Origin of the sequence: Streptomyces tubbatahanensis, assembly GCF_022699385.1 — a bacterium.
In the GTDB taxonomy this organism is placed as follows: Bacteria; Actinomycetota; Actinomycetes; order Streptomycetales; family Streptomycetaceae; genus Streptomyces; species Streptomyces diacarni.
On sequence record NZ_CP093846.1, the window covers coordinates 1130824 to 1146748 of the forward strand.

A 15925-nucleotide genomic window follows, 5' to 3' on the forward strand; every position below is an offset into this window, starting at 1 on the left:
TGGTGAGCGGTGATCCTCTCGGACAGCACAGCGTCCTCGGCCCGGCGGCGGGAGGGGCCGCGTTGCTTCCAGGAGAGGAGCTGAGCCGGGCGGTTTCTGACCCCATCGCCGCCGGGCTCGGCGTTCACGCACCTTCGCGGGCGGAGCGCGGCGAGAGCCTCCCGCTCACACAGGACGTCGCTTTCCGTGCGGCCGGGGTCGCCCATGCAGAAAGACGCGACCTCCCTGCCCCACCTCCTGACTGTTCACCGGGGCCGGGTTCCCACACCGATGAGAGTCGTGGCGTCGAGTTCGTCAACACCGGCCTCCTGCAGGGAATCGAGGTAGGCGTCGCGGACGGCGCGAGTGGTTTCTTCGGACAGACCTCGCAGCACCCCGGCGAACCCGGACCCGGTGATGACCAGCCATGCGATTTCCGAGGTCAGGGGCAGGCGCAAGGCGTGGACAGCGACCGTGACGTCGGCCAGGCCTCGTTCGGTGAGCCAGGCGCGAAAGGCACGGGCGTCGTTGATGCGATCGATGAGGTGGGCGGGCCGCTGCCCTGGGGCGGCCCCCGTCACTCGCGCCAGGGCGCTGCGCAGATGGTTTGCGGCTGTCTCCATGGCACCGCGCCGCCAGATCGTCAGGCCGGCGCGTCCGCTCGGCCGGAGGCGACTGACCAGATACTCAGTGCCTGCGGTCATATCAGGGAAGAAGAAGATGCCCAGCGCGGCTTGAACCACGTCGTACCCGCTCTTGGTCCAGGACGTGGCATCAGCGGTGTGAGCGCATAGTTGAGGCAGGCCTCGAGCCCGGTGACGCAGCTCCTCAATCAGGGGGGCGGCGAGGTCCACGGCGTCCACCTTCCCCGAGCTGCCCACACAGTGGGCGGCCGGAAGCGCTGAGGCACCGTTGCCACAGCAGGCATCGAGCACCTGCTGGCCCTTTTCCGGCTCGGTGCGGGCGGTGGTGGCGGCACCGATGGGCTCCCACAGGTGTGGCCCGAGGCGGGCGAAATCGCTGCTAGCGGTGTGGAAAGCGCTCACCGTACGTTCCGTTTGGTTGGCGTCAGGCTGCGGTGCGGGAGTAGGCCTCTGGGAATCATCGAGCATGGTTCGACCATCCTTGCGTGTGGGTGCGTTCAGCCCAGATCGCCCTGGGCCGCCTGTTCCTGCCGACGGTTGTCCGAGGTGGTGCTCGCGGCGCTGTGCGTACCGATTTCCCTTACAGGCAGTGCCGCCGCTGAGCCCCGCCGCGACCGCGACTCGCCAGCGGTTGAACATGATTATCATGTGTGGCTAAATGAGTCTCTCGTTCTCAGGGCGGTCCGGCACCCCCGGGCACGCGCCCCGTACGCACTCGGAGTGTCATGTCTCACCGCCCTGCCTTCCCCTCTTCTTCCGTGACCCGGCGCGGCGTTCTCGCCCTCATCGGTCTGGGTGTCACCACCGCGGGCGTCCCCTCGCTCGCCGGCTGCGCCTCCGACAAGGCCGCGGCGCCCGCTGTGACCGGCGCGCCCACCGGCAAGGCGCGGCGCGGCGGCACCGCACGGCTCGCTTTCGCCGGAGCGGGCGCGTCCGAATCGCTCGATCCGACCGTGGGCACCTCGCCCTGCGACCTCGCTCGCTACTCGGTCCTTTTCGACACCCTGTTCTCCTTCACCGACGGCGAGGCCAAGCCGGCGCTCGCCACGGCTGCCGAGGTCGACAGCAAGGCCAAGCGCTGCACGCTGACCCTGCGAAAGGGGGTGAAGTGGCACGACGGAACGTCCTTCACCGCCGCCGACGTCGTGCACACGCTCAAGTACCGTGCCTCTCCCGACCGCGTGTCCCCGAGTGAGCTGTCGGCCTACTTCGATCTCGCCTCCGCCAAGGCGGGCGACGACGACCACACCGTCCTCGTGCCGACCCGGCAGCCCGTCGGCGACCCGGCCACCCTGTTCGCCGGCGCCGGCCTGTACGTCATCAAGCGGAATACCGACTCCTTCACCGCCGAGTCCGCGGTCGGTACCGGGCCTTACCGCCTCACGTCCTTCAAGGCGGGCACCGAGACCCGGCTGGAGCGCTTCGACGGCTACTGGGACGGCGACGGCCCCGCCGACAAGGTCGTCCTGCTCAGCGTCGACGACGCCCAGGCCCGGGTCAACGCGGTCAGGGACGGCCAGGCCGACTACGCCTCGGACATCTCCTTCGCCACGGCGAAGGCGGGGGCACCGGGAACCGGCTTGCAGATCCGCGACGCGGGCAAGGACCTGCGCACGACGTACGGCTTCGTCCTCAACGTCGGCCGCACCCTTCCCTCCGACCCGCGGGTGCGAGAGGCGATCAAACTGGGCATCGACCGCGAGGCGCTGGTCAAAGCCGTCTTCCTGGGCTACGGGAAGCCCGCCAACGACCTGTTCGGAGCCGGCGCGAAGTACTACCTCGACGACGTCCCTGTCCCCGAGCGCGACGTGGCGAAGGCCAAGCGACTGCTGAGGAAGGCCGGTGCCACGGGGAAGCCCTTCGTGGTGCGCACGGCCGAGTACGAGTCGGGGCTCAACTCCTCGGCCGAACTGTTCGTCGAACAGCTGAAGGAACTCGGCCTCGACGCCTCGCTGGTCAAGGTGAGCACGACGCAGGGGTACGACCCGGCGGGCATGAAGGCGTGCGACGCGATCTCCTTCCCCCTCGGGCCCGTCTCCCTCGCTCTGGCGTACACCCGGTCGGCGGCGTTCAAGACGCTGGCTTTCCCGGACAAGGAGCTGCAGGGCGCCGTGGCGGAGGCGATATCCACCACCTCGGATTCCGCCCGGGCCGACGCCTGGGCCAAGGCCCAGCGGGTCATGGCGGACCGCGGGAACTGGATCGCCTGGGGGCGCGCCGATGTGCTGAGCCTGGCCAAGGCGCAACTGACGGGCATCGAGAACCGCGAGTCGCCGAAGTACCCCTGGCTGGGGAAGGTCGGGTTCACCGCGTGACCAGGGGCCTGATCCGGTATGCCAGCGGTCGGCTGGCGACCGCCGTGCTCCTCCTGGCAGCGCTGTCTCTCGTGGTCTATGTCGGCGTCGACCTGCTACCAGGCGATCCCGTCACCGCCCGGCTCGGGGCGAACTCCACACCGGACCAGGTGGCGACAGCGCGCGAACGGCTGGGACTGGACGAGCCGTTGGCCCGGCGCTACCTGGAGTGGGCCGGCGGCCTCCTGCACGGGAACCTCGGCATGTCGGCAACGGGCACACCGGTCGCCGACATGCTCGCCGGCCGGCTGGGGAACACCGCGGTCCTGGCCGGTTTGACCCTTCTTCTCCTGGTGCCCCTCTCCCTCGTCCTCGGCATCGCGCTGGGCCGCCGGGCCGGCGGCCGGACCGACCGCACCGGCTCCACCGTGCTGCTTCTGACCACAGCCGTACCCGAGTTCGTGGTCGCGGCCATGCTCGCCCTCCTGGTGGGCGCGCAACTGGGCTGGCTGCCGGCGACCTCCCTGGTCCCCTCCGGGGACTCACCGCTCGCCCACCCGGATGTACTGGTGCTGCCGGTGCTCAGTCTCCTCTGGGTGAGCCTCGCGTACGCGACGCGCGTGGTCCGGGCACAGGCGCTGGTCGCCTCGCGCGCCCCACATGTGGAGGCGATGCGGCTCAACGGCTTCCCGGAGCGGGTCGTGCTGCGCCACGGTGTGCTGCCCGCCGTACTGCCCTCAGCCGCCCAGATCTGGCTGATCACCTCGGCCGGGCTGCTCGGCGGCACAGTCCTGGTGGAGTCCGTGTTCGGGTACCCCGGCATCGGCACGGTGCTGGTCTCCTCCGTCAGCACCGGCGACCTGCCGGTCGTGCAGGCGCTCGCGATGCTCATGGGGGGCCTCACCCTGCTGGCCACCATCGCTGCGGACCTCGTCGGTGCCGCAGTCGGAAGGACGGGATCCGTATGAAGGCCCCCGCATCGTCACCTCGTGGTCTCCACGACCGGCGGCCCCGCACGTCCCCCGTCAGGCGGCGCGTCAGGACACGGACCTGGGCGCTGTCCCTTCTGCTCGGCGCCGTCCTGGCCGTCGGCCTCGCCGGGCCGTGGCTCGCGCCGCACTCCGCGACGGAGTTGGTGACGACGCCCTACGCGGCGCCCGCTCCGGCGTATCCGCTCGGCACCGACCACCTCGGCCGCGACGTGCTGTCCCGCTTGCTGCTCGGGGCTCCGCCGGTCGTGCTCACCACGGTCGCCGCCACCGCCGTCACTGTGGCGCTCGGCACCCTGGCGGGCCTGTCGGCGGCCCTCGTCGCCCACCGCAGGCCGGCCGCCGAGGGCGTGGTGATGCGCCCCTTCGACGCCCTCGCCGCGCTCCCGCCCATGCTCGCCCTGCTGTTGGTCCTCACGGCCGTACCCAGCCGGGCGGGAGTCGTCCTCGCGGCGTGCGTGGCGGGCGCTCCCTTGTCCGCCCGGGTCATCCGAGCCGCCGCCCTTCCGGTGCTGCGCCGGCCGCATGTGGAGCTGTCGCTCGCCCGGGGTGAGCCGTGGTCCTGGGTGCTGCGCCACGAAGTGCTGCCGCTCGTCGCCACCACGGTGCTCGCCGACGCCGGGCTCCGCTTCGTCTTCTCCCTCTACCTGGTCAGTGCCGCCGGTTTCCTGGGCGTCGGCGTCTCGGGGTTCGACTGGGGCACCCTCGTCCACGAGGCACTGCCCGGTGCCGCCCTGCAGCCCTGGGCACTGCTGGCCCCGCTGACCCTCATCGCCTTCCTCGCCGTGGGCGTCAACCTGTTGTCCGACAACGTGTTCCGCACCGAAGCCGAGGAGTGAGCCCGCGATGCTCGCCATCGAGAACCTGAAGCTGCACTCGGCCCGAGGCCCGGTGCTGGACGGCATATCCCTCGCGGCACGCGCCGGTGAGGCACTGGCCGTGGTCGGCGCTTCCGGTTCCGGGAAGACCACTCTCGCGCTCTCCGTCCTGGGCCACGTGCGGCCGGGCATCTCTCCGGGCGGCGGCCGGGTCCGCGTGGACGGGCACGACACGCTGCCCGTTCCCCACCCGGAGCTGCGCGGTCGCACCGTCGCCTACCTCGGACAGGACGCCGGGACGACCCTCACCCCCTACCGCCGTCTGTCGAGCACGCTGTCCAGCGCGCTGCGGACGCGGGACCCCCGGGAAGCCGGGGAGCTGCTGCGCCGGGTGGGCCTGCCCGCCTCGTTCGCGCACCGTCGCCCGGGCGAACTCTCCGGCGGCCAGCAGCAGCGGGCGGCCCTGGCCGTCGCCCTCGCTCGCGGCCCACGGCTCCTGGTGCTCGACGAGCCCACGTCCGCGCTCGACGCGGAAGCGAAGGAAGAGGTCTGTGCTGAGCTGGCGCGCGTCCGCGAGGCCGGCGTCGGCCTGCTGTGGATCACCCACGACCTCTCGTCGGTCGAAGGGCTGGTCGACCGGGTCGTGGTGCTGGATGACGGCCGCATCGTGGAGGACGCACCGGCCGGCCGGGTCCTCGCCTCTCCGGCGTCGCGGGCGGGGGCGGCACTGGTCGACGCGGCGTCACCACCGCCCGGGCGACCGGGGGATCCGACCCCCGGCACACCACCGGTCCTGCGCGTCGAGGGGCTCACCGCGGCGCTGGGCGGCCGACGAATACTGGAGAACGTCGACCTGACTCTCCAGCCGGGCCGATGTCTGGCCGTCACCGGCGCCTCCGGCAGCGGCAAGACGACCCTGGCGCGCTGCGTCACCGGGCTCCACCCGCCGGTGAGCGGCTCGGTCCTGCTCGACGGGCGCCCCGTGCCACGACGGGCGCGCGGGAGAGCGGCGGCGGACCGCGCCGCGATACAGCTGGTACCGCAGAGCCCGACCGAGACCCTGCATGCCCTGCACCCGGTCCGCGAAGCCCTGGTGCGGCCGCTGCGCGTCCTGAGGGGCATGCGGGACGCACACCGGATCGACGAGGAGGTCGAGCGGCTGCTGTCCCTGGTCCGTCTGCCACCCGAGATCGCCCGGCGGACACCAGGCCGGCTCTCCGGCGGGCAGCGCCAACGCATCGCCATCGCCCGGGCGCTGGCAGCCGAGCCCCGGGTCCTGCTGTGCGACGAGATGACCTCGGCGCTGGACTCGGTGGCCCAGGCGGCTGTGCTCGATCTCGTGCGCGGGCTGTGCGAGGAACGGTCGCTGGGCGTGCTCCTCATCACACACGACCCCCAGGTGGTCGAACGTGCCGCCGACGACGTGCTGGTGCTGGAAGGCGGCCGGATGCGCCTGGAGGGCGGCCAACCACGCCTCAGCGTCCCCGCCACGCGCATGCCGTAACGGCGTCACGCACGGGGCCCACGCCGAGGGGCCGGCCCAGACTCCGGCCCGCGCTCAGCGCTTCCGGGCGCCTCGCCGCGGGTGAGCGCCGCGCGGCAGGCGGGGGCACGCATCTCCCGCCCCCACCTGCCGACCCCGGTTTCACCAGGACGACTTGGTCACTCCGGGCAGCTGTCCGGCGTGGGCCTGCTGACGCACGTTGACCCGGGAGAGGCCGAACCTGCGCAGGTGGCCACGGGGGCGGCCGTCCACGCTGTCGCGGTTGCGCACGCGGGTCGGGCTCGCGTCCCGCGGCTGACGGCGCAGTTCCGCCTGCGCCGCCGCCTTCTCCTCGCCAGTCGCCCACGGGGACACCAGGACGGCCTTCAGCTCGGCGCGCCGTCGCGCGTAGCGGGCCACGATCTGCTTCCGCTTCTCGTTCTTCGCGATCTTGCTCTGCTTCGCCATCAGACACGCTCCCCACGGGCTCGGATTCGGACGACGGCGGCTTCGACGCCGATGACGTCCACGGTCTTGACGGCACGCGCGCTCAGCTTCAGACGGACGTGACGGCTCTCACTGGGCAGCCAGTAGCGCTTGTTCTGGATGTTGGGGTCGAACCTGCGCGGGGTGCGCCGGTGGGAGTGGGAGATCTTCTTGCCGAAGACCGGTCGGACTCCGGTCAGCTGGCAGTGGGCGGACATGCGGCCTCCACCTTTCTCTTCACCGGCTTACCGGTAATGGAAATCATTGTCGTATGCTACCCGCCATGGCTCGCAACGAAGTACGCCCGATCATCAAGCTCCGCTCCACCGCCGGAACCGGCTACACCTACGTGACCCGCAAGAACCGCCGGAACGACCCGGACCGACTGGTCCTGCGCAAGTTCGATCCGGTGGCCCGACGCCACGTCGCCTTCCGCGAAGAGCGCTGACCGCACCGATCCCGCCCGCCTGCCGGCACCCCGACCCAGGGAAACCCATGAAGCCTGGAATCCACCCCGACTACCGCCCGGTCGTCTTCCGCGACAAGGCCGGTGACTTCGCCATCCTGACCCGCTCGACCATGACCAGCAGCGAGACCATCGAATGGAAGGACGGCCACACCTACCCGGTGGTCGACGTCGAGATCTCCTCCGCCAGCCACCCCTTCTACACCGGCACCGCCCGCGTGCTGGACACCGCCGGCCGCGTCGAGCGTTTCGAGCGCCGCTACGGACGGCAAGGGGGCCGCCGATGACCCTCGAAGGACCGATGCCCGTAGTCGTCGTCGGCGGCCTGCATGCCGATGCCCGGCGTGCCACGGTCGAACGGCTGCTGCGCGAGGTGCCCGGCAGCGTCGCCCTGCACCACGACCTGTCCGCCGGTTCGACGGGCACCGTGTGCCGCAGCGTCCGCGACGCCACAGGCGACACCTCGTGGGGCGAGACACCCCTGGTCAACGACTGCGCCTGCTGCGCCCTGCGCGAGGACCTCGTCCCCGAACTGGAGCGGCTGGCCGACGGCGGCCTCACCCGCCTCGCGATCGTGGAGCTGTGGGACTCGGTTGAGCCCCGCGGTATGGCCGAGGTCATCGCCGCCCACGGCGACGGCGCCTTCCGGCTCACCAACGTGGTGACCGCCGTGGACCCCACGCTGATCCTGCCCTGCCTTGCCAATGGCGACGACCTCGCGGACGCGGGACTCGCCGCGGCCGCGACGGACCAGCGGACCATCGGCGACACCTTCGCGCGGCAACTCGAATACGCCCCTGTCCTCGCCGTGGCCGACAACCCCGCCACCGGTCTCGACGATCTGGCGCTCCTGCGGCAGTTGCACCCCACCGCGAGCCAGATTCCCGTCGAGTCCGGGCAGTTGGGCACCACCGTGGTCGGCGGCTTCGACGTGAACGCGGCGGCCGCCGCACAGCACCCGGCCTGCGCCCGGCTCCCCCAAGAAAGCGACGAGGCGGGTGTCAGCACGCTCGTCTGGCAGCGGCGCCGCCCCTTCCATGCCGGCCGCCTCTACGCGGCGCTGGAGGATCTGTGCTGCGCCGCGGCCCGTAGCAGGGGCAGGTTCTGGCTGGCGGACCGCCCCGACAACCTGCTCGCCTGGGACGCCGCCGGCGGAGCGCTGTACGTGGAGAACACCGGACCGTGGATGGCCGCGCTCCCAGACGCCGCCTGGGAGATGATGCCGGCCGAGCGCCGCGCCGCGGCCGCACTGGACTGGCACCCCGAGCACGGCGACCGATGCCAACACCTCGTCTTCACCTCTCCCGACCTGGACCGAGCGGGCCTTGCCTCCCTGCTCGACTCCTGCCTGCTGACCGACGACGAGCTGGTGTGCGGGCCCGAAGCCTTGCCCCGGCCCACTGGCTTCGACCAACTGCTCGACCCCGTCGCCTGACTCTCCCCGCTCGCGTCACCAAGGAATCTGCCATGCCCCGCCACACCAAAGCCGCAGTCGCACGCAAGAACCGGCCCAACCCGCTCGACGCGGCCGGCATCACGTACATCGACTACAAGGACACCGACCTGCTGCGGAAGTTCCTCTCCGACCGCGGCAAGATCCGCAGCCGCCGCGTCACCCGCGTCAGCCGGCAGCAGCAGCGCCTGCTCGCCACGGCCATCAAGAACGCCCGCGAGATGGCACTGCTCCCTTACTCCAGCCGCTGACCTCCGCAGCGCCCTCCCTCCCCCTCCCGATTCCCTGCCGATTCCCTGCCGACGAAAAGGACCGTCATGGCTGTCCCAAAGCGGAAGATGTCCCGCAGCAACACCCGCCACCGCCGCGCACAGTGGCGCGCCGGCACTCCGCCGCTCGCCCCCGTCACCATCGACGGGAGCACCCACTTGGTGCCCCAGTACCTGCGGAAGGCGTACGAGCGCGGCCTCCTCCGCCCGGAGGACTGACACCATGCCCCACGACCGCCTGCCGGTGACGCCGCTCTGGTGCGCGGCGGAGAGGCCGCGCTCTCCCGTACAGAGGAACGGCTGGTCGAGATGACCAACGGCTGAGCGTCGCGAACTGCTGAGTCTGTTTCAGGCGTGCGAGGACTTCGTCTCCGCGCGGTCCCTGCACGCGGTCGCGGAGTCAGCCGGCATCGCGATCAGCCGGCATCGTGATCAGCCTCACCACCGTCTACCGCACCCTCCGCATGCTCGAGGCGGACGGCGGTGCGGACGTGATGGTACCGGCAGGTCGCTGGTTCAGTCGTCGACGCCTCGCTCGCCCTGGAGTTCTACGGCTTCGCCGGGCCCGAGGTGCGCGAAGGCCTCGCCTCGCGCCGCGCGCACCGCACGCCCCGCTTCTGAGGTGCGGGACGACGACAGGGGGCGGGCCCGTGCGTGGGGTCCGCCCCCTGTCGTCGTGCGTGTGACGTGTCGTCAGTCGGTGTGTTCCAGCTCCAGATCGAAGCCGTCCCTGCTGCCGCCGGTGACCGTCAGATGCGTGACGGTCGGCGGGTAGCCGCTGGCGACCAACGTGTACTGCGCCTCCATCAGGTCGGTGAAGGCGTACACGCCGTCGCTGCCGGTCGTGCGGAGCGCGATCGCGTTGCCCGCCGTGTCCAGCAGGGTGACCCGGGCGTCCGCCAGCGGGGCGCCGTCCGGGCCGCGCACGATGCCGCGCAGCACCGCCGCCGACCGCAGGTGAGCGTCCTGCTGGGTGAAGGCGCCGGCGCCGACCTCCACGGCGCTGGTGAAGGGCTGGAATCCGGTCGCGCTGGCCGTCAACGTGTAGCTGCCCGGAACCAGTTCGGTGAGCCGGTAGGCGCCGTCGTCGGCGGACGTGACCGCCTGTGCGACCTCCCCGTGGGTGTCGGTGACCACCACCAGTGCTTGCGCGACGGGTCCAGCACCGGCGAGGACCTTGCCGGTCAGGCCGCTGCCGCCGGCCAGCACCACGTCGTGGTCGAGGGGGACCGTCTGCACGGTGAGGGTGATCACCCGGGGCTGCCGGCCCGTGGCGGAGCCGACCAGGATGTAGCTGCCGGCGTCCGGCGCCTGCACTCCGTACCGGCCGTCGTGCCCGGCGGTGGCCAGGGCAAGCTGGCGGCCCGACGGGTCGATGAGGGTGACCGCAGCACCGGGCACGGGAGAGCCGGCCTCGTCCACTACCCGGCCCCGGATCCCCGGCCCGGACATCCCGGCCGGATCGGGCCCGGGCGGGGCCGTCGCGGCGGAGGCGTCCGGAGCCGGCGTGGCCGGAGCCGGGGACGACGGCGCGGCCACCGGGGCCGTCCGGTCTTCCGGCGGGGCTGCCTGCGGGGCTGCCTGCGCCGGCTGTTCCCGCGGCGCCGCGTGCGGGCGGCCGCGGCGGTAGAGGAACAGCGTGACCAGGAGGCCCGCGGCGAAGAACCCGGTCGCCCACCAGTACGCCGTGGCGTAACTGTGCAGGCTCGCGTGGGCGATGTTGAGCTTCGTCGGCGCGCGGCCCTTCATGTAGTCGGTGACCGCGCTGGAGGCAGCCGTGCTGAACAGCGCGGTGCCGATCGAACCGCCCACCTGCTGCATGGTGTTGATGGCCGCCGATGCCACGCCCTGGTCGTTGGGTGCGACGCCGAGGGTGGCGAGGCTCATCGCCGGCGGCATCACCAGGCCCAGGCCCGCGCCGAGCAGCAGCAGAGACGGCAGGACGTGCGGCGCGTAGGAGCTGCCCAGGTCCAGCTCCGTGAGCAGGACCAGGCCCCCGGCGGAGAGCGCCATGCCGAGCGGCACTATCGGCTTGGGGCCGATCTTGGGGATGAGCACGGTCGTGGAGACCTGCGCCACCACCATCAGCAGACCGATCATCGGCAGGAAGGAGAGGCCGGTCTTGACGGGCGTGAAGCCCTGGACCTGCTGCAGGTAGTAAGTGAGAAAGAGGAAGACACCGAACATGCCGGCGCCGGAGATGAACACCGAGGCGAAGGACGCGCTCCGGTTCCGGTCCGCGAACACCCGCAGCGGCAGCAGCGGGTTCTTCGCGCGCGTCTGCCACAGGCCGAACAGCACGATCACCACGGCGCCGCCGGCGAGGAAGACCCAGCACATCCAGCTGCCCCACGAGTGCGTCTCGGCGTTGGAGAAGCCGAAGACGACGCAGAACAGCCCTGCGGAGATCAGCAGCGTTCCCAGCAGGTCCAGCCTGGGCCGCTGCGCGGCGGCGGGGCGGCGGACGAACAGCAGCGTGCCGACGAGGGCGATCGCGGCGATGACGAGGTTGACGTACAGGGTCCAGCGCCAGTTCAGGTGCTCGGTGAGCACGCCGCCCAGCAGCATTCCCAGCGCGCCGCCGGAGCCGGCGATGGCACCGAAGACGCCGAAGGCCTTGGCGCGTTCCTTCGGGTCGGTGAAGGTCGTGGTCAGCAGGGAGAGCGCGGACGGCGCCAGCACGGCGCCGAAGATGCCTTGCAGGGCCCGCCCGATGACCAGCACGGAGAAGTCGCCGGCGGCCCCGGCCAGCGCCGAGGAGCCGGCGAAGCCGACGAGACCGACGAGCAGGGTGGTCTTGCGTCCGAGCAGGTCGGCCAGCCGCCCGCCGAGCAGCAGGAGGCTGCCGAAGGCCAGGGAGTATGCGGTGACGACCCACTGCCTGCCGTCGTTGCTGAAGCCCAGGTCCCGCTGGGCCGAGGGCAGCGCGATGTTCACGATGGTGGCGTCGAGCACCACCATGAGCTGGGCCAGGCCGATCACGACCAGGACCCACCAGCGGTTCGGCACGTGGTGGGGGGCCGGCTCCGCCGGTGTCGCGGGCGTCGGCTCGTGCGGTGGAGCGCCGTCGGCGCGGGGGTCGATGGAAGTCGTTGACATGCGTGGTCCCGCTCGTTCTCGGGTCGGTCCAGTCGGCGGTCTCGGGCCGCTGGGCCAGGCGTTCGGTTGGTCCGCGTCGGATCGGGGGTGGGCGCCGGTGCGCTGCTGTGCCGGTACGGTCCCGCGACCTGCGCGCCGCCCCGCCGCGTTGCGGGGGTGCCGCGTGCCGGAGGGCTGCCGTGTGGCCTTACGGGGTGGGGGTCCGCGTCAGTGCCGGGAGGATGACGGCGTCCAGATAGCGCACCAGGTAGCCGGCGTCCGCTTCGCGTTGCTCCAGTATCGGCCGGGAGAAGACGGCTCCGCTGATCATGTGCGAAAGGAAAGCGGCTGCGGGATTGCCGGGGTCCGTCTCTCCTCGTGCGACGGCGCGTTCCAGGATCGCGTTCAGCACGTCGATCTCCGGCTGGACGAGCGCCGCGTGCACCGCCTCCGCGAGGTCCGCGTCCTTGCGGATGGCGAGGACGACGCCGCGCATCAGGTCGAGGTCCTTGGTGGCTCCGCCCATTCTTCGCGCCAGTTCGTAGAGGTCGCCGCGCAGGGAGCCGGTGTCCAGATGGTCGAGGCGAAAGGGGCGCATGTGCCGCAGGGCCGCCGCCACCAGGCAGGGCTTGTCCCGCCACTGTCTGTACAGGGTGGCCTTGCTGCACCGTGACGCGAGGGCCACGGCTTCCATGGTCATGGTCTCGTAGCCGACATCCCGGACCAGGTCCAGGACGGCGGTGAACAACTCGTTCTCGCGCTCGGGTGTGAGCCTGGTGCGGCGCGTGCCGGGGCGGGACGCGGCAGACGGAGTCGGAGGCGCGGAGAGGGGGAAGGTCATTTCTTTTCTTGCTGTGTGCGGCGATGTCCGACAAGGGGAACGAAACGGATCCGTTCCGCCTGGAGAGGTTAGGGCACCCTCAAGCGAAACGCAAACGTTTCGTTCGCGGACGAGTCGGTCCCGTGGCTGCCCGCACGGCAGCCACGGGACCGGGGCGCCGCGGTCAGGCGTCGTCCGCCAGCGGGTCGGCGTCGTGCGGGCAGCCACCGCGAGACCGGGTGGGCCGTGCGCCAGTGGCGGGCGGTCCGAGGCGCTACGGACGCGACCGCCTGTGGCTTCGTTCTGGGACTCGCTTCAGGGGATCGGTGGGCGACCCGCGCGAGTCAGGCGGGCGACGGTGTGCCAGCTCGTTCGGGAGCGTGTCGCGCGTCGGTACACGCCGCATGATCTGCGGCACAAGTGGGCCACCGTGACCCTGACGAACGGCGTCTCCCTCCACGAGGTGTCCCGCCGGCTGGAGCGCCGTTCGATCAAGGTCACGATCGACCACTACGGGCACCTGACGCAGGATGGCCGCGAGCGCTGCCGTCAGGTTGTGTCCGCCGTGTATGCGGACCACATGCCCTCCGGGCTCAGGCCAGCCCGTGCTTGCGCAGCACCCGACGCTGAGCCGGCGTCGGGTCGAGGGGCCAGTAGACGTAGCAGACGCCGCCGGTGCCGCTCTTGACCTTGCCGTCGGCGTCCTTGCGCTTGGTCCGCAGCCAGATGTTCTCCCACTGCCTCCGCTTGTAGACGTGGCGGACCGAGGAGTTGTCCGGGGAGTTGGGGTCGTTGGCGATGACGTCGCCGTCCCCGGTGAAGCCGATGACGGTCATCAGGTGTCCTGACGTGCCGTATCCCGCGCCGTCGAGCTCGGACTCGATGAAGGACTGCGAGGTGATCAGCGGGATGCCCGCGGCGACGAACTCCTCGGCGTCGTTCAGGGAACTCATGCGGGTGACGACGGCGTTCATGTCCAGATAGGAGGCCGCGTAGGCGCCGTTGAACGGCCAGTTGCCGCAGCCTTCGTACTGGTAGTCGAAGGTGTAGCGGGCGGCGTGGCAGACCTGCGGATCGGCGTAGTCGGGGTTCACCCAGGCCAGGTCGTCCTCGGTGGGTTCGCGGCCCCAGTACTCGATGATCATCTGGGACGAGGTGGGGCTGCACCAGGCCTCTCCCCCGTTGTCGTACTCGGGGTACTGCCCCTTGTGGATCTCCTGGGAGTAGCGCGGCACCTTCAGCTCGACCGCCCGGCCCAGGCCCGGCTCGGAGGCGGGGACCTCGAACCGCTCCGGCACGTCCGAGCACATCGCGCCGGCCCGCCACACGGTCGGTGAGGTGTCGGAACCCGGGGCGCGGTAGAGCGTCAGGCGCAGCCGGTAGGAGGCGAGGCGCAGCCCGCTGCCGAGGTCGTCGATGGAGAAGGTGTCGGTGTAGACGGTGCTCTTTCCGTCGCTCTGGCCGTCGACGGAGGTGCGGCGCGGTACGTCGTCCCCGTCGCCCGAGGTCCACACGCCCATCGTGTACCAGGGCGTGTCCGTCCCGTCGGAGTAGGTGCCGCGCACCTCTGTCCTGATCCACGTGCCCTCGGGGGTGTGGGCGTTCCAGGAGGCGATGAGTTCGCCGGCGGGCACGGCGCAGGTGTGGCGGGGCGAGGTCCAGGTGGCGTACTCCCAGGTGGCCGTCTTCTTGGTGTGCGGGTCGGTGTAGTCGGTGCGTCCCGCGGGGGTCGCCAGGACGATGCCGGGGCGGTGTCCCGACCGCACCTCGGTGCCCTTGGCCTGCCCCGTGGTCCAGTCCCGCCGCGAGGACCAGGTGTGCAGCTCCACGTTTCCCGCCTTCCCCGGCCTGCCGGGCCTGTGCTTGTCCCGCCCGCCGTGCGTCGTGGTCGTGCCACCCGACCGGCCGTCGGCTGCCAGGGCTGCGGGGCCGCGACGGCCGAGGCCGCCACGGCGACGGCGGCGGCCAGAACAGTGCGGCGGTTGGCGATTCTGCTGGTCATGCGGGGTGCCCCCAGTCGGTGGGTCGGTCAGTCGATGGTCCGGCGCGGTGTTCTCACAGGTGCGCGGGCGTCCGCGGACAGCCCACTATTACGGCTCGGGAGAGCCCGTGCCAGGGCTTCGCCCTTTCGGCACGCCGTCACCATTGGCCCGGCCAGTGGCGAAGTGGGTGCCGCCGGAGACGGACGACCGCACGGAGAGGCACGGCCCGGAGGGCGGCCCCCAGAGGTCGACCCGGAGAGGTCGACCCAGAGGGTCGCCCGGAGAGTCCGGTGCCGACGGTGCCGGCCGGTGCCGGTGCCGCACATCCGAGCGAGGCATCGTCGAGGGGCCGCACGAGGCGCCGCGTACGCTGGAGAAATGCCCGCTCCCCGCACCCTCGAAGCGCTCGCCCGCCACCTTTCCGCTCTGCCCGCCTCCTGCGGCCCCGTGCGGCTGGTGGGTGTGGACGGGCACGCGGGTTCGGGCAAGACGACCTGCGCGCGGCAACTGGCGGCGCTGCTGGAGGGCGCCCCGGTCCTGCACCTGGACGACGTGGCCTGCCACGAGGCGCTCTTCGACTGGACGGAGCGGTTCACCTCCCAGGTGCTGCGCCCGCTGGAGCGAGGCCGCAGCGCACGCTACGGCGTCTACGACTGGGTGGCCAGGTCCCGCACCACGCAGGCGGTGCTGCCGCCCGCTCCTGTCGTCCTCGTCGAGGGCGTGGGCGCGGGGCGGGCGGCGCTGCGGCCCTCGCTGGCCTGCCTGCTGTGGATGGACATGCCGCCCGAGGAGGCCTGGCGGCGCGGCCAGGAGCGGGACGGCCCCGGCCAGCGGGGGTTCTGGGACCGCTGGATCCCCGCGGAGCGGGCGCACTTCGCCGCCGACCCGTCCCGCCCGTGCGCGGACTTCCTGGTGCGGGAGCGTCGCGAGAGACAGGGGTGGTACGAGGTGTGCGGGCGCACCGGAGGGGCTCCGGTCTCTCCGGTGAATATGACCCTCCGTATAGCTCAAGGCGGTTGACACCGATCCGCGGCACTGAGTGCAACCGCGTCGCTTGACCCGTGAGCCTCGAACCGATTACTTTTCCAACAGGCGGTCTACGCAGGCCGTCTGCGGACGCGAAGCCCCCGGTTGTTCCCCCGTGACCGGGGGCTTCGTTCTGCT

Annotated in this window: 16 protein-coding genes; 10 read left to right on the forward strand and 6 right to left on the reverse strand. The window is 71.6% G+C overall.

Going from position 1 to position 15925, the window contains the following annotated elements:
* Nucleotides 1–245: 245 nt before the first annotated feature.
* Entirely contained in the window at nt 246–1091 is an 846-nt protein-coding gene (locus MMF93_RS04780) for a class I SAM-dependent methyltransferase (protein ID WP_242749815.1), read from the reverse strand.
* Nucleotides 1092–1348: 257 nt separating this feature from the next.
* On the opposite strand from MMF93_RS04780, the gene MMF93_RS04785 reads away from it, so the two are divergent.
* From MMF93_RS04785 to MMF93_RS04800, 4 genes are read left to right on the forward strand one after another with little or no spacing between them, the layout of a single operon-like run.
* Nucleotides 1349–2938, forward strand: a complete 1590-nt coding sequence (locus MMF93_RS04785; protein ID WP_242749816.1) for an ABC transporter substrate-binding protein — start codon at nt 1349–1351, stop codon at nt 2936–2938.
* Nucleotides 2935–3885 carry an ABC transporter permease gene (locus MMF93_RS04790; protein ID WP_242749817.1) on the forward strand — a complete coding sequence of 317 codons (951 nt, stop codon included), beginning with the start codon at nt 2935–2937 and terminating at the stop codon, nt 3883–3885. Before MMF93_RS04785 ends, MMF93_RS04790 begins: the two co-directional genes overlap by 4 nt.
* Nucleotides 3882–4745 (forward strand): ABC transporter permease, encoded by an 864-nt coding sequence (locus MMF93_RS04795; RefSeq protein ID WP_242749818.1) that lies wholly within the window; start codon nt 3882–3884, stop codon nt 4743–4745. Before MMF93_RS04790 ends, MMF93_RS04795 begins: the two co-directional genes overlap by 4 nt.
* Nucleotides 4746–4752: 7 nt before the next feature.
* Complete coding sequence (locus tag MMF93_RS04800) at nt 4753–6228, forward strand: ABC transporter ATP-binding protein (RefSeq protein ID WP_242749819.1); 1476 nt, start codon at nt 4753–4755, stop codon at nt 6226–6228.
* A 141-nt stretch (nt 6229–6369) separates the two neighbouring features.
* Here MMF93_RS04800 and rpsN read toward each other — a convergent pair whose 3' ends face one another.
* A complete protein-coding gene (gene rpsN / locus MMF93_RS04805; RefSeq protein ID WP_242749820.1) occupies nt 6370–6675 on the reverse strand; it encodes a 30S ribosomal protein S14 in 306 nt (101 codons plus the stop codon).
* Nucleotides 6675–6911, reverse strand: a complete 237-nt coding sequence (gene rpmB, locus MMF93_RS04810) for a 50S ribosomal protein L28 (RefSeq protein ID WP_242749821.1) — start codon at nt 6909–6911, stop codon at nt 6675–6677. Before rpmB ends, rpsN begins: the two co-directional genes overlap by 1 nt.
* A gap of 65 nt (nt 6912–6976) precedes the next feature.
* Here rpmB and rpmG point away from each other — a divergent pair, with 65 nt between their 5' ends.
* The 5 genes from rpmG to rpmF all read left to right on the forward strand — a co-directional run bounded on the left by rpmG (nt 6977) and on the right by rpmF (nt 9100).
* Nucleotides 6977–7141, forward strand: coding sequence for a 50S ribosomal protein L33 (gene rpmG / locus MMF93_RS04815; RefSeq protein ID WP_242749822.1), 165 nt, complete (start codon nt 6977–6979; stop codon nt 7139–7141).
* A 47-nt stretch (nt 7142–7188) separates the two neighbouring features.
* Nucleotides 7189–7446, forward strand: a complete 258-nt coding sequence (locus tag MMF93_RS04820) for a type B 50S ribosomal protein L31 (RefSeq protein WP_242749823.1) — start codon at nt 7189–7191, stop codon at nt 7444–7446.
* Nucleotides 7443–8594 carry a CobW family GTP-binding protein gene (locus tag MMF93_RS04825; RefSeq protein ID WP_242749824.1) on the forward strand — a complete coding sequence of 384 codons (1152 nt, stop codon included), beginning with the start codon at nt 7443–7445 and terminating at the stop codon, nt 8592–8594. The genes MMF93_RS04820 and MMF93_RS04825 overlap by 4 nt, the downstream gene beginning before the upstream one ends.
* 32 nt (nt 8595–8626) lie before the next feature.
* A complete protein-coding gene (gene rpsR / locus MMF93_RS04830) occupies nt 8627–8863 on the forward strand; it encodes a 30S ribosomal protein S18 (protein ID WP_242749825.1) in 237 nt (78 codons plus the stop codon).
* A gap of 66 nt (nt 8864–8929) precedes the next feature.
* Nucleotides 8930–9100 carry a 50S ribosomal protein L32 gene (gene rpmF / locus MMF93_RS04835; protein WP_242749826.1) on the forward strand — a complete coding sequence of 57 codons (171 nt, stop codon included), beginning with the start codon at nt 8930–8932 and terminating at the stop codon, nt 9098–9100.
* A 474-nt stretch (nt 9101–9574) separates the two neighbouring features.
* Here the strand turns inward: rpmF and MMF93_RS04840 are convergent, their stop codons facing one another.
* The 3 genes from MMF93_RS04840 to MMF93_RS04850 all read right to left on the reverse strand — a co-directional run bounded on the left by MMF93_RS04840 (nt 9575) and on the right by MMF93_RS04850 (nt 14608).
* A complete protein-coding gene (locus tag MMF93_RS04840; RefSeq protein WP_242749827.1) occupies nt 9575–11980 on the reverse strand; it encodes an MFS transporter in 2406 nt (801 codons plus the stop codon).
* 187 nt (nt 11981–12167) lie between these two features.
* Nucleotides 12168–12800 carry a TetR/AcrR family transcriptional regulator gene (locus tag MMF93_RS04845; RefSeq protein WP_242749828.1) on the reverse strand — a complete coding sequence of 211 codons (633 nt, stop codon included), beginning with the start codon at nt 12798–12800 and terminating at the stop codon, nt 12168–12170.
* A gap of 572 nt (nt 12801–13372) precedes the next feature.
* Entirely contained in the window at nt 13373–14608 is a 1236-nt protein-coding gene (locus MMF93_RS04850) for a peptidase C39 family protein (protein ID WP_423835352.1), read from the reverse strand.
* Between the two features lie 531 nt (nt 14609–15139).
* On the opposite strand from MMF93_RS04850, the gene MMF93_RS04855 reads away from it, so the two are divergent.
* The gene (locus tag MMF93_RS04855; RefSeq protein ID WP_242749829.1) at nt 15140–15781 is read left to right on the forward strand and encodes a uridine kinase family protein; all 642 of its coding nucleotides are present in this window, start codon (nt 15140–15142) and stop codon (nt 15779–15781) included.
* Nucleotides 15782–15925 lie beyond the last annotated feature (144 nt).

What these genes read in the sequence shown, in the direction of transcription:
- MMF93_RS04845 (WP_242749828.1), bottom strand. Translation starts at nt 12,800, where the DNA reads ATGACCTTCCCCCTCTCCGCGCCTCCGACTCCGTCTGCCGCGTCCCGC.
- rpsN (WP_242749820.1), bottom strand. Translation starts at nt 6,675, where the DNA reads ATGGCGAAGCAGAGCAAGATCGCGAAGAACGAGAAGCGGAAGCAGATC.
- rpsR (WP_242749825.1), top strand. Translation starts at nt 8,627, where the DNA reads ATGCCCCGCCACACCAAAGCCGCAGTCGCACGCAAGAACCGGCCCAAC.
- MMF93_RS04800 (WP_242749819.1), top strand. Translation starts at nt 4,753, where the DNA reads ATGCTCGCCATCGAGAACCTGAAGCTGCACTCGGCCCGAGGCCCGGTG.
- MMF93_RS04825 (WP_242749824.1), top strand. Translation starts at nt 7,443, where the DNA reads ATGACCCTCGAAGGACCGATGCCCGTAGTCGTCGTCGGCGGCCTGCAT.
- MMF93_RS04855 (WP_242749829.1), top strand. Translation starts at nt 15,140, where the DNA reads ATGCCCGCTCCCCGCACCCTCGAAGCGCTCGCCCGCCACCTTTCCGCT.
- rpmG (WP_242749822.1), top strand. Translation starts at nt 6,977, where the DNA reads ATGGCTCGCAACGAAGTACGCCCGATCATCAAGCTCCGCTCCACCGCC.
- MMF93_RS04820 (WP_242749823.1), top strand. Translation starts at nt 7,189, where the DNA reads ATGAAGCCTGGAATCCACCCCGACTACCGCCCGGTCGTCTTCCGCGAC.
- MMF93_RS04785 (WP_242749816.1), top strand. Translation starts at nt 1,349, where the DNA reads ATGTCTCACCGCCCTGCCTTCCCCTCTTCTTCCGTGACCCGGCGCGGC.
- MMF93_RS04840 (WP_242749827.1), bottom strand. Translation starts at nt 11,980, where the DNA reads ATGTCAACGACTTCCATCGACCCCCGCGCCGACGGCGCTCCACCGCAC.
- rpmF (WP_242749826.1), top strand. Translation starts at nt 8,930, where the DNA reads ATGGCTGTCCCAAAGCGGAAGATGTCCCGCAGCAACACCCGCCACCGC.
- MMF93_RS04780 (WP_242749815.1), bottom strand. Translation starts at nt 1,091, where the DNA reads ATGCTCGATGATTCCCAGAGGCCTACTCCCGCACCGCAGCCTGACGCC.
- rpmB (WP_242749821.1), bottom strand. Translation starts at nt 6,911, where the DNA reads ATGTCCGCCCACTGCCAGCTGACCGGAGTCCGACCGGTCTTCGGCAAG.
- MMF93_RS04795 (WP_242749818.1), top strand. Translation starts at nt 3,882, where the DNA reads ATGAAGGCCCCCGCATCGTCACCTCGTGGTCTCCACGACCGGCGGCCC.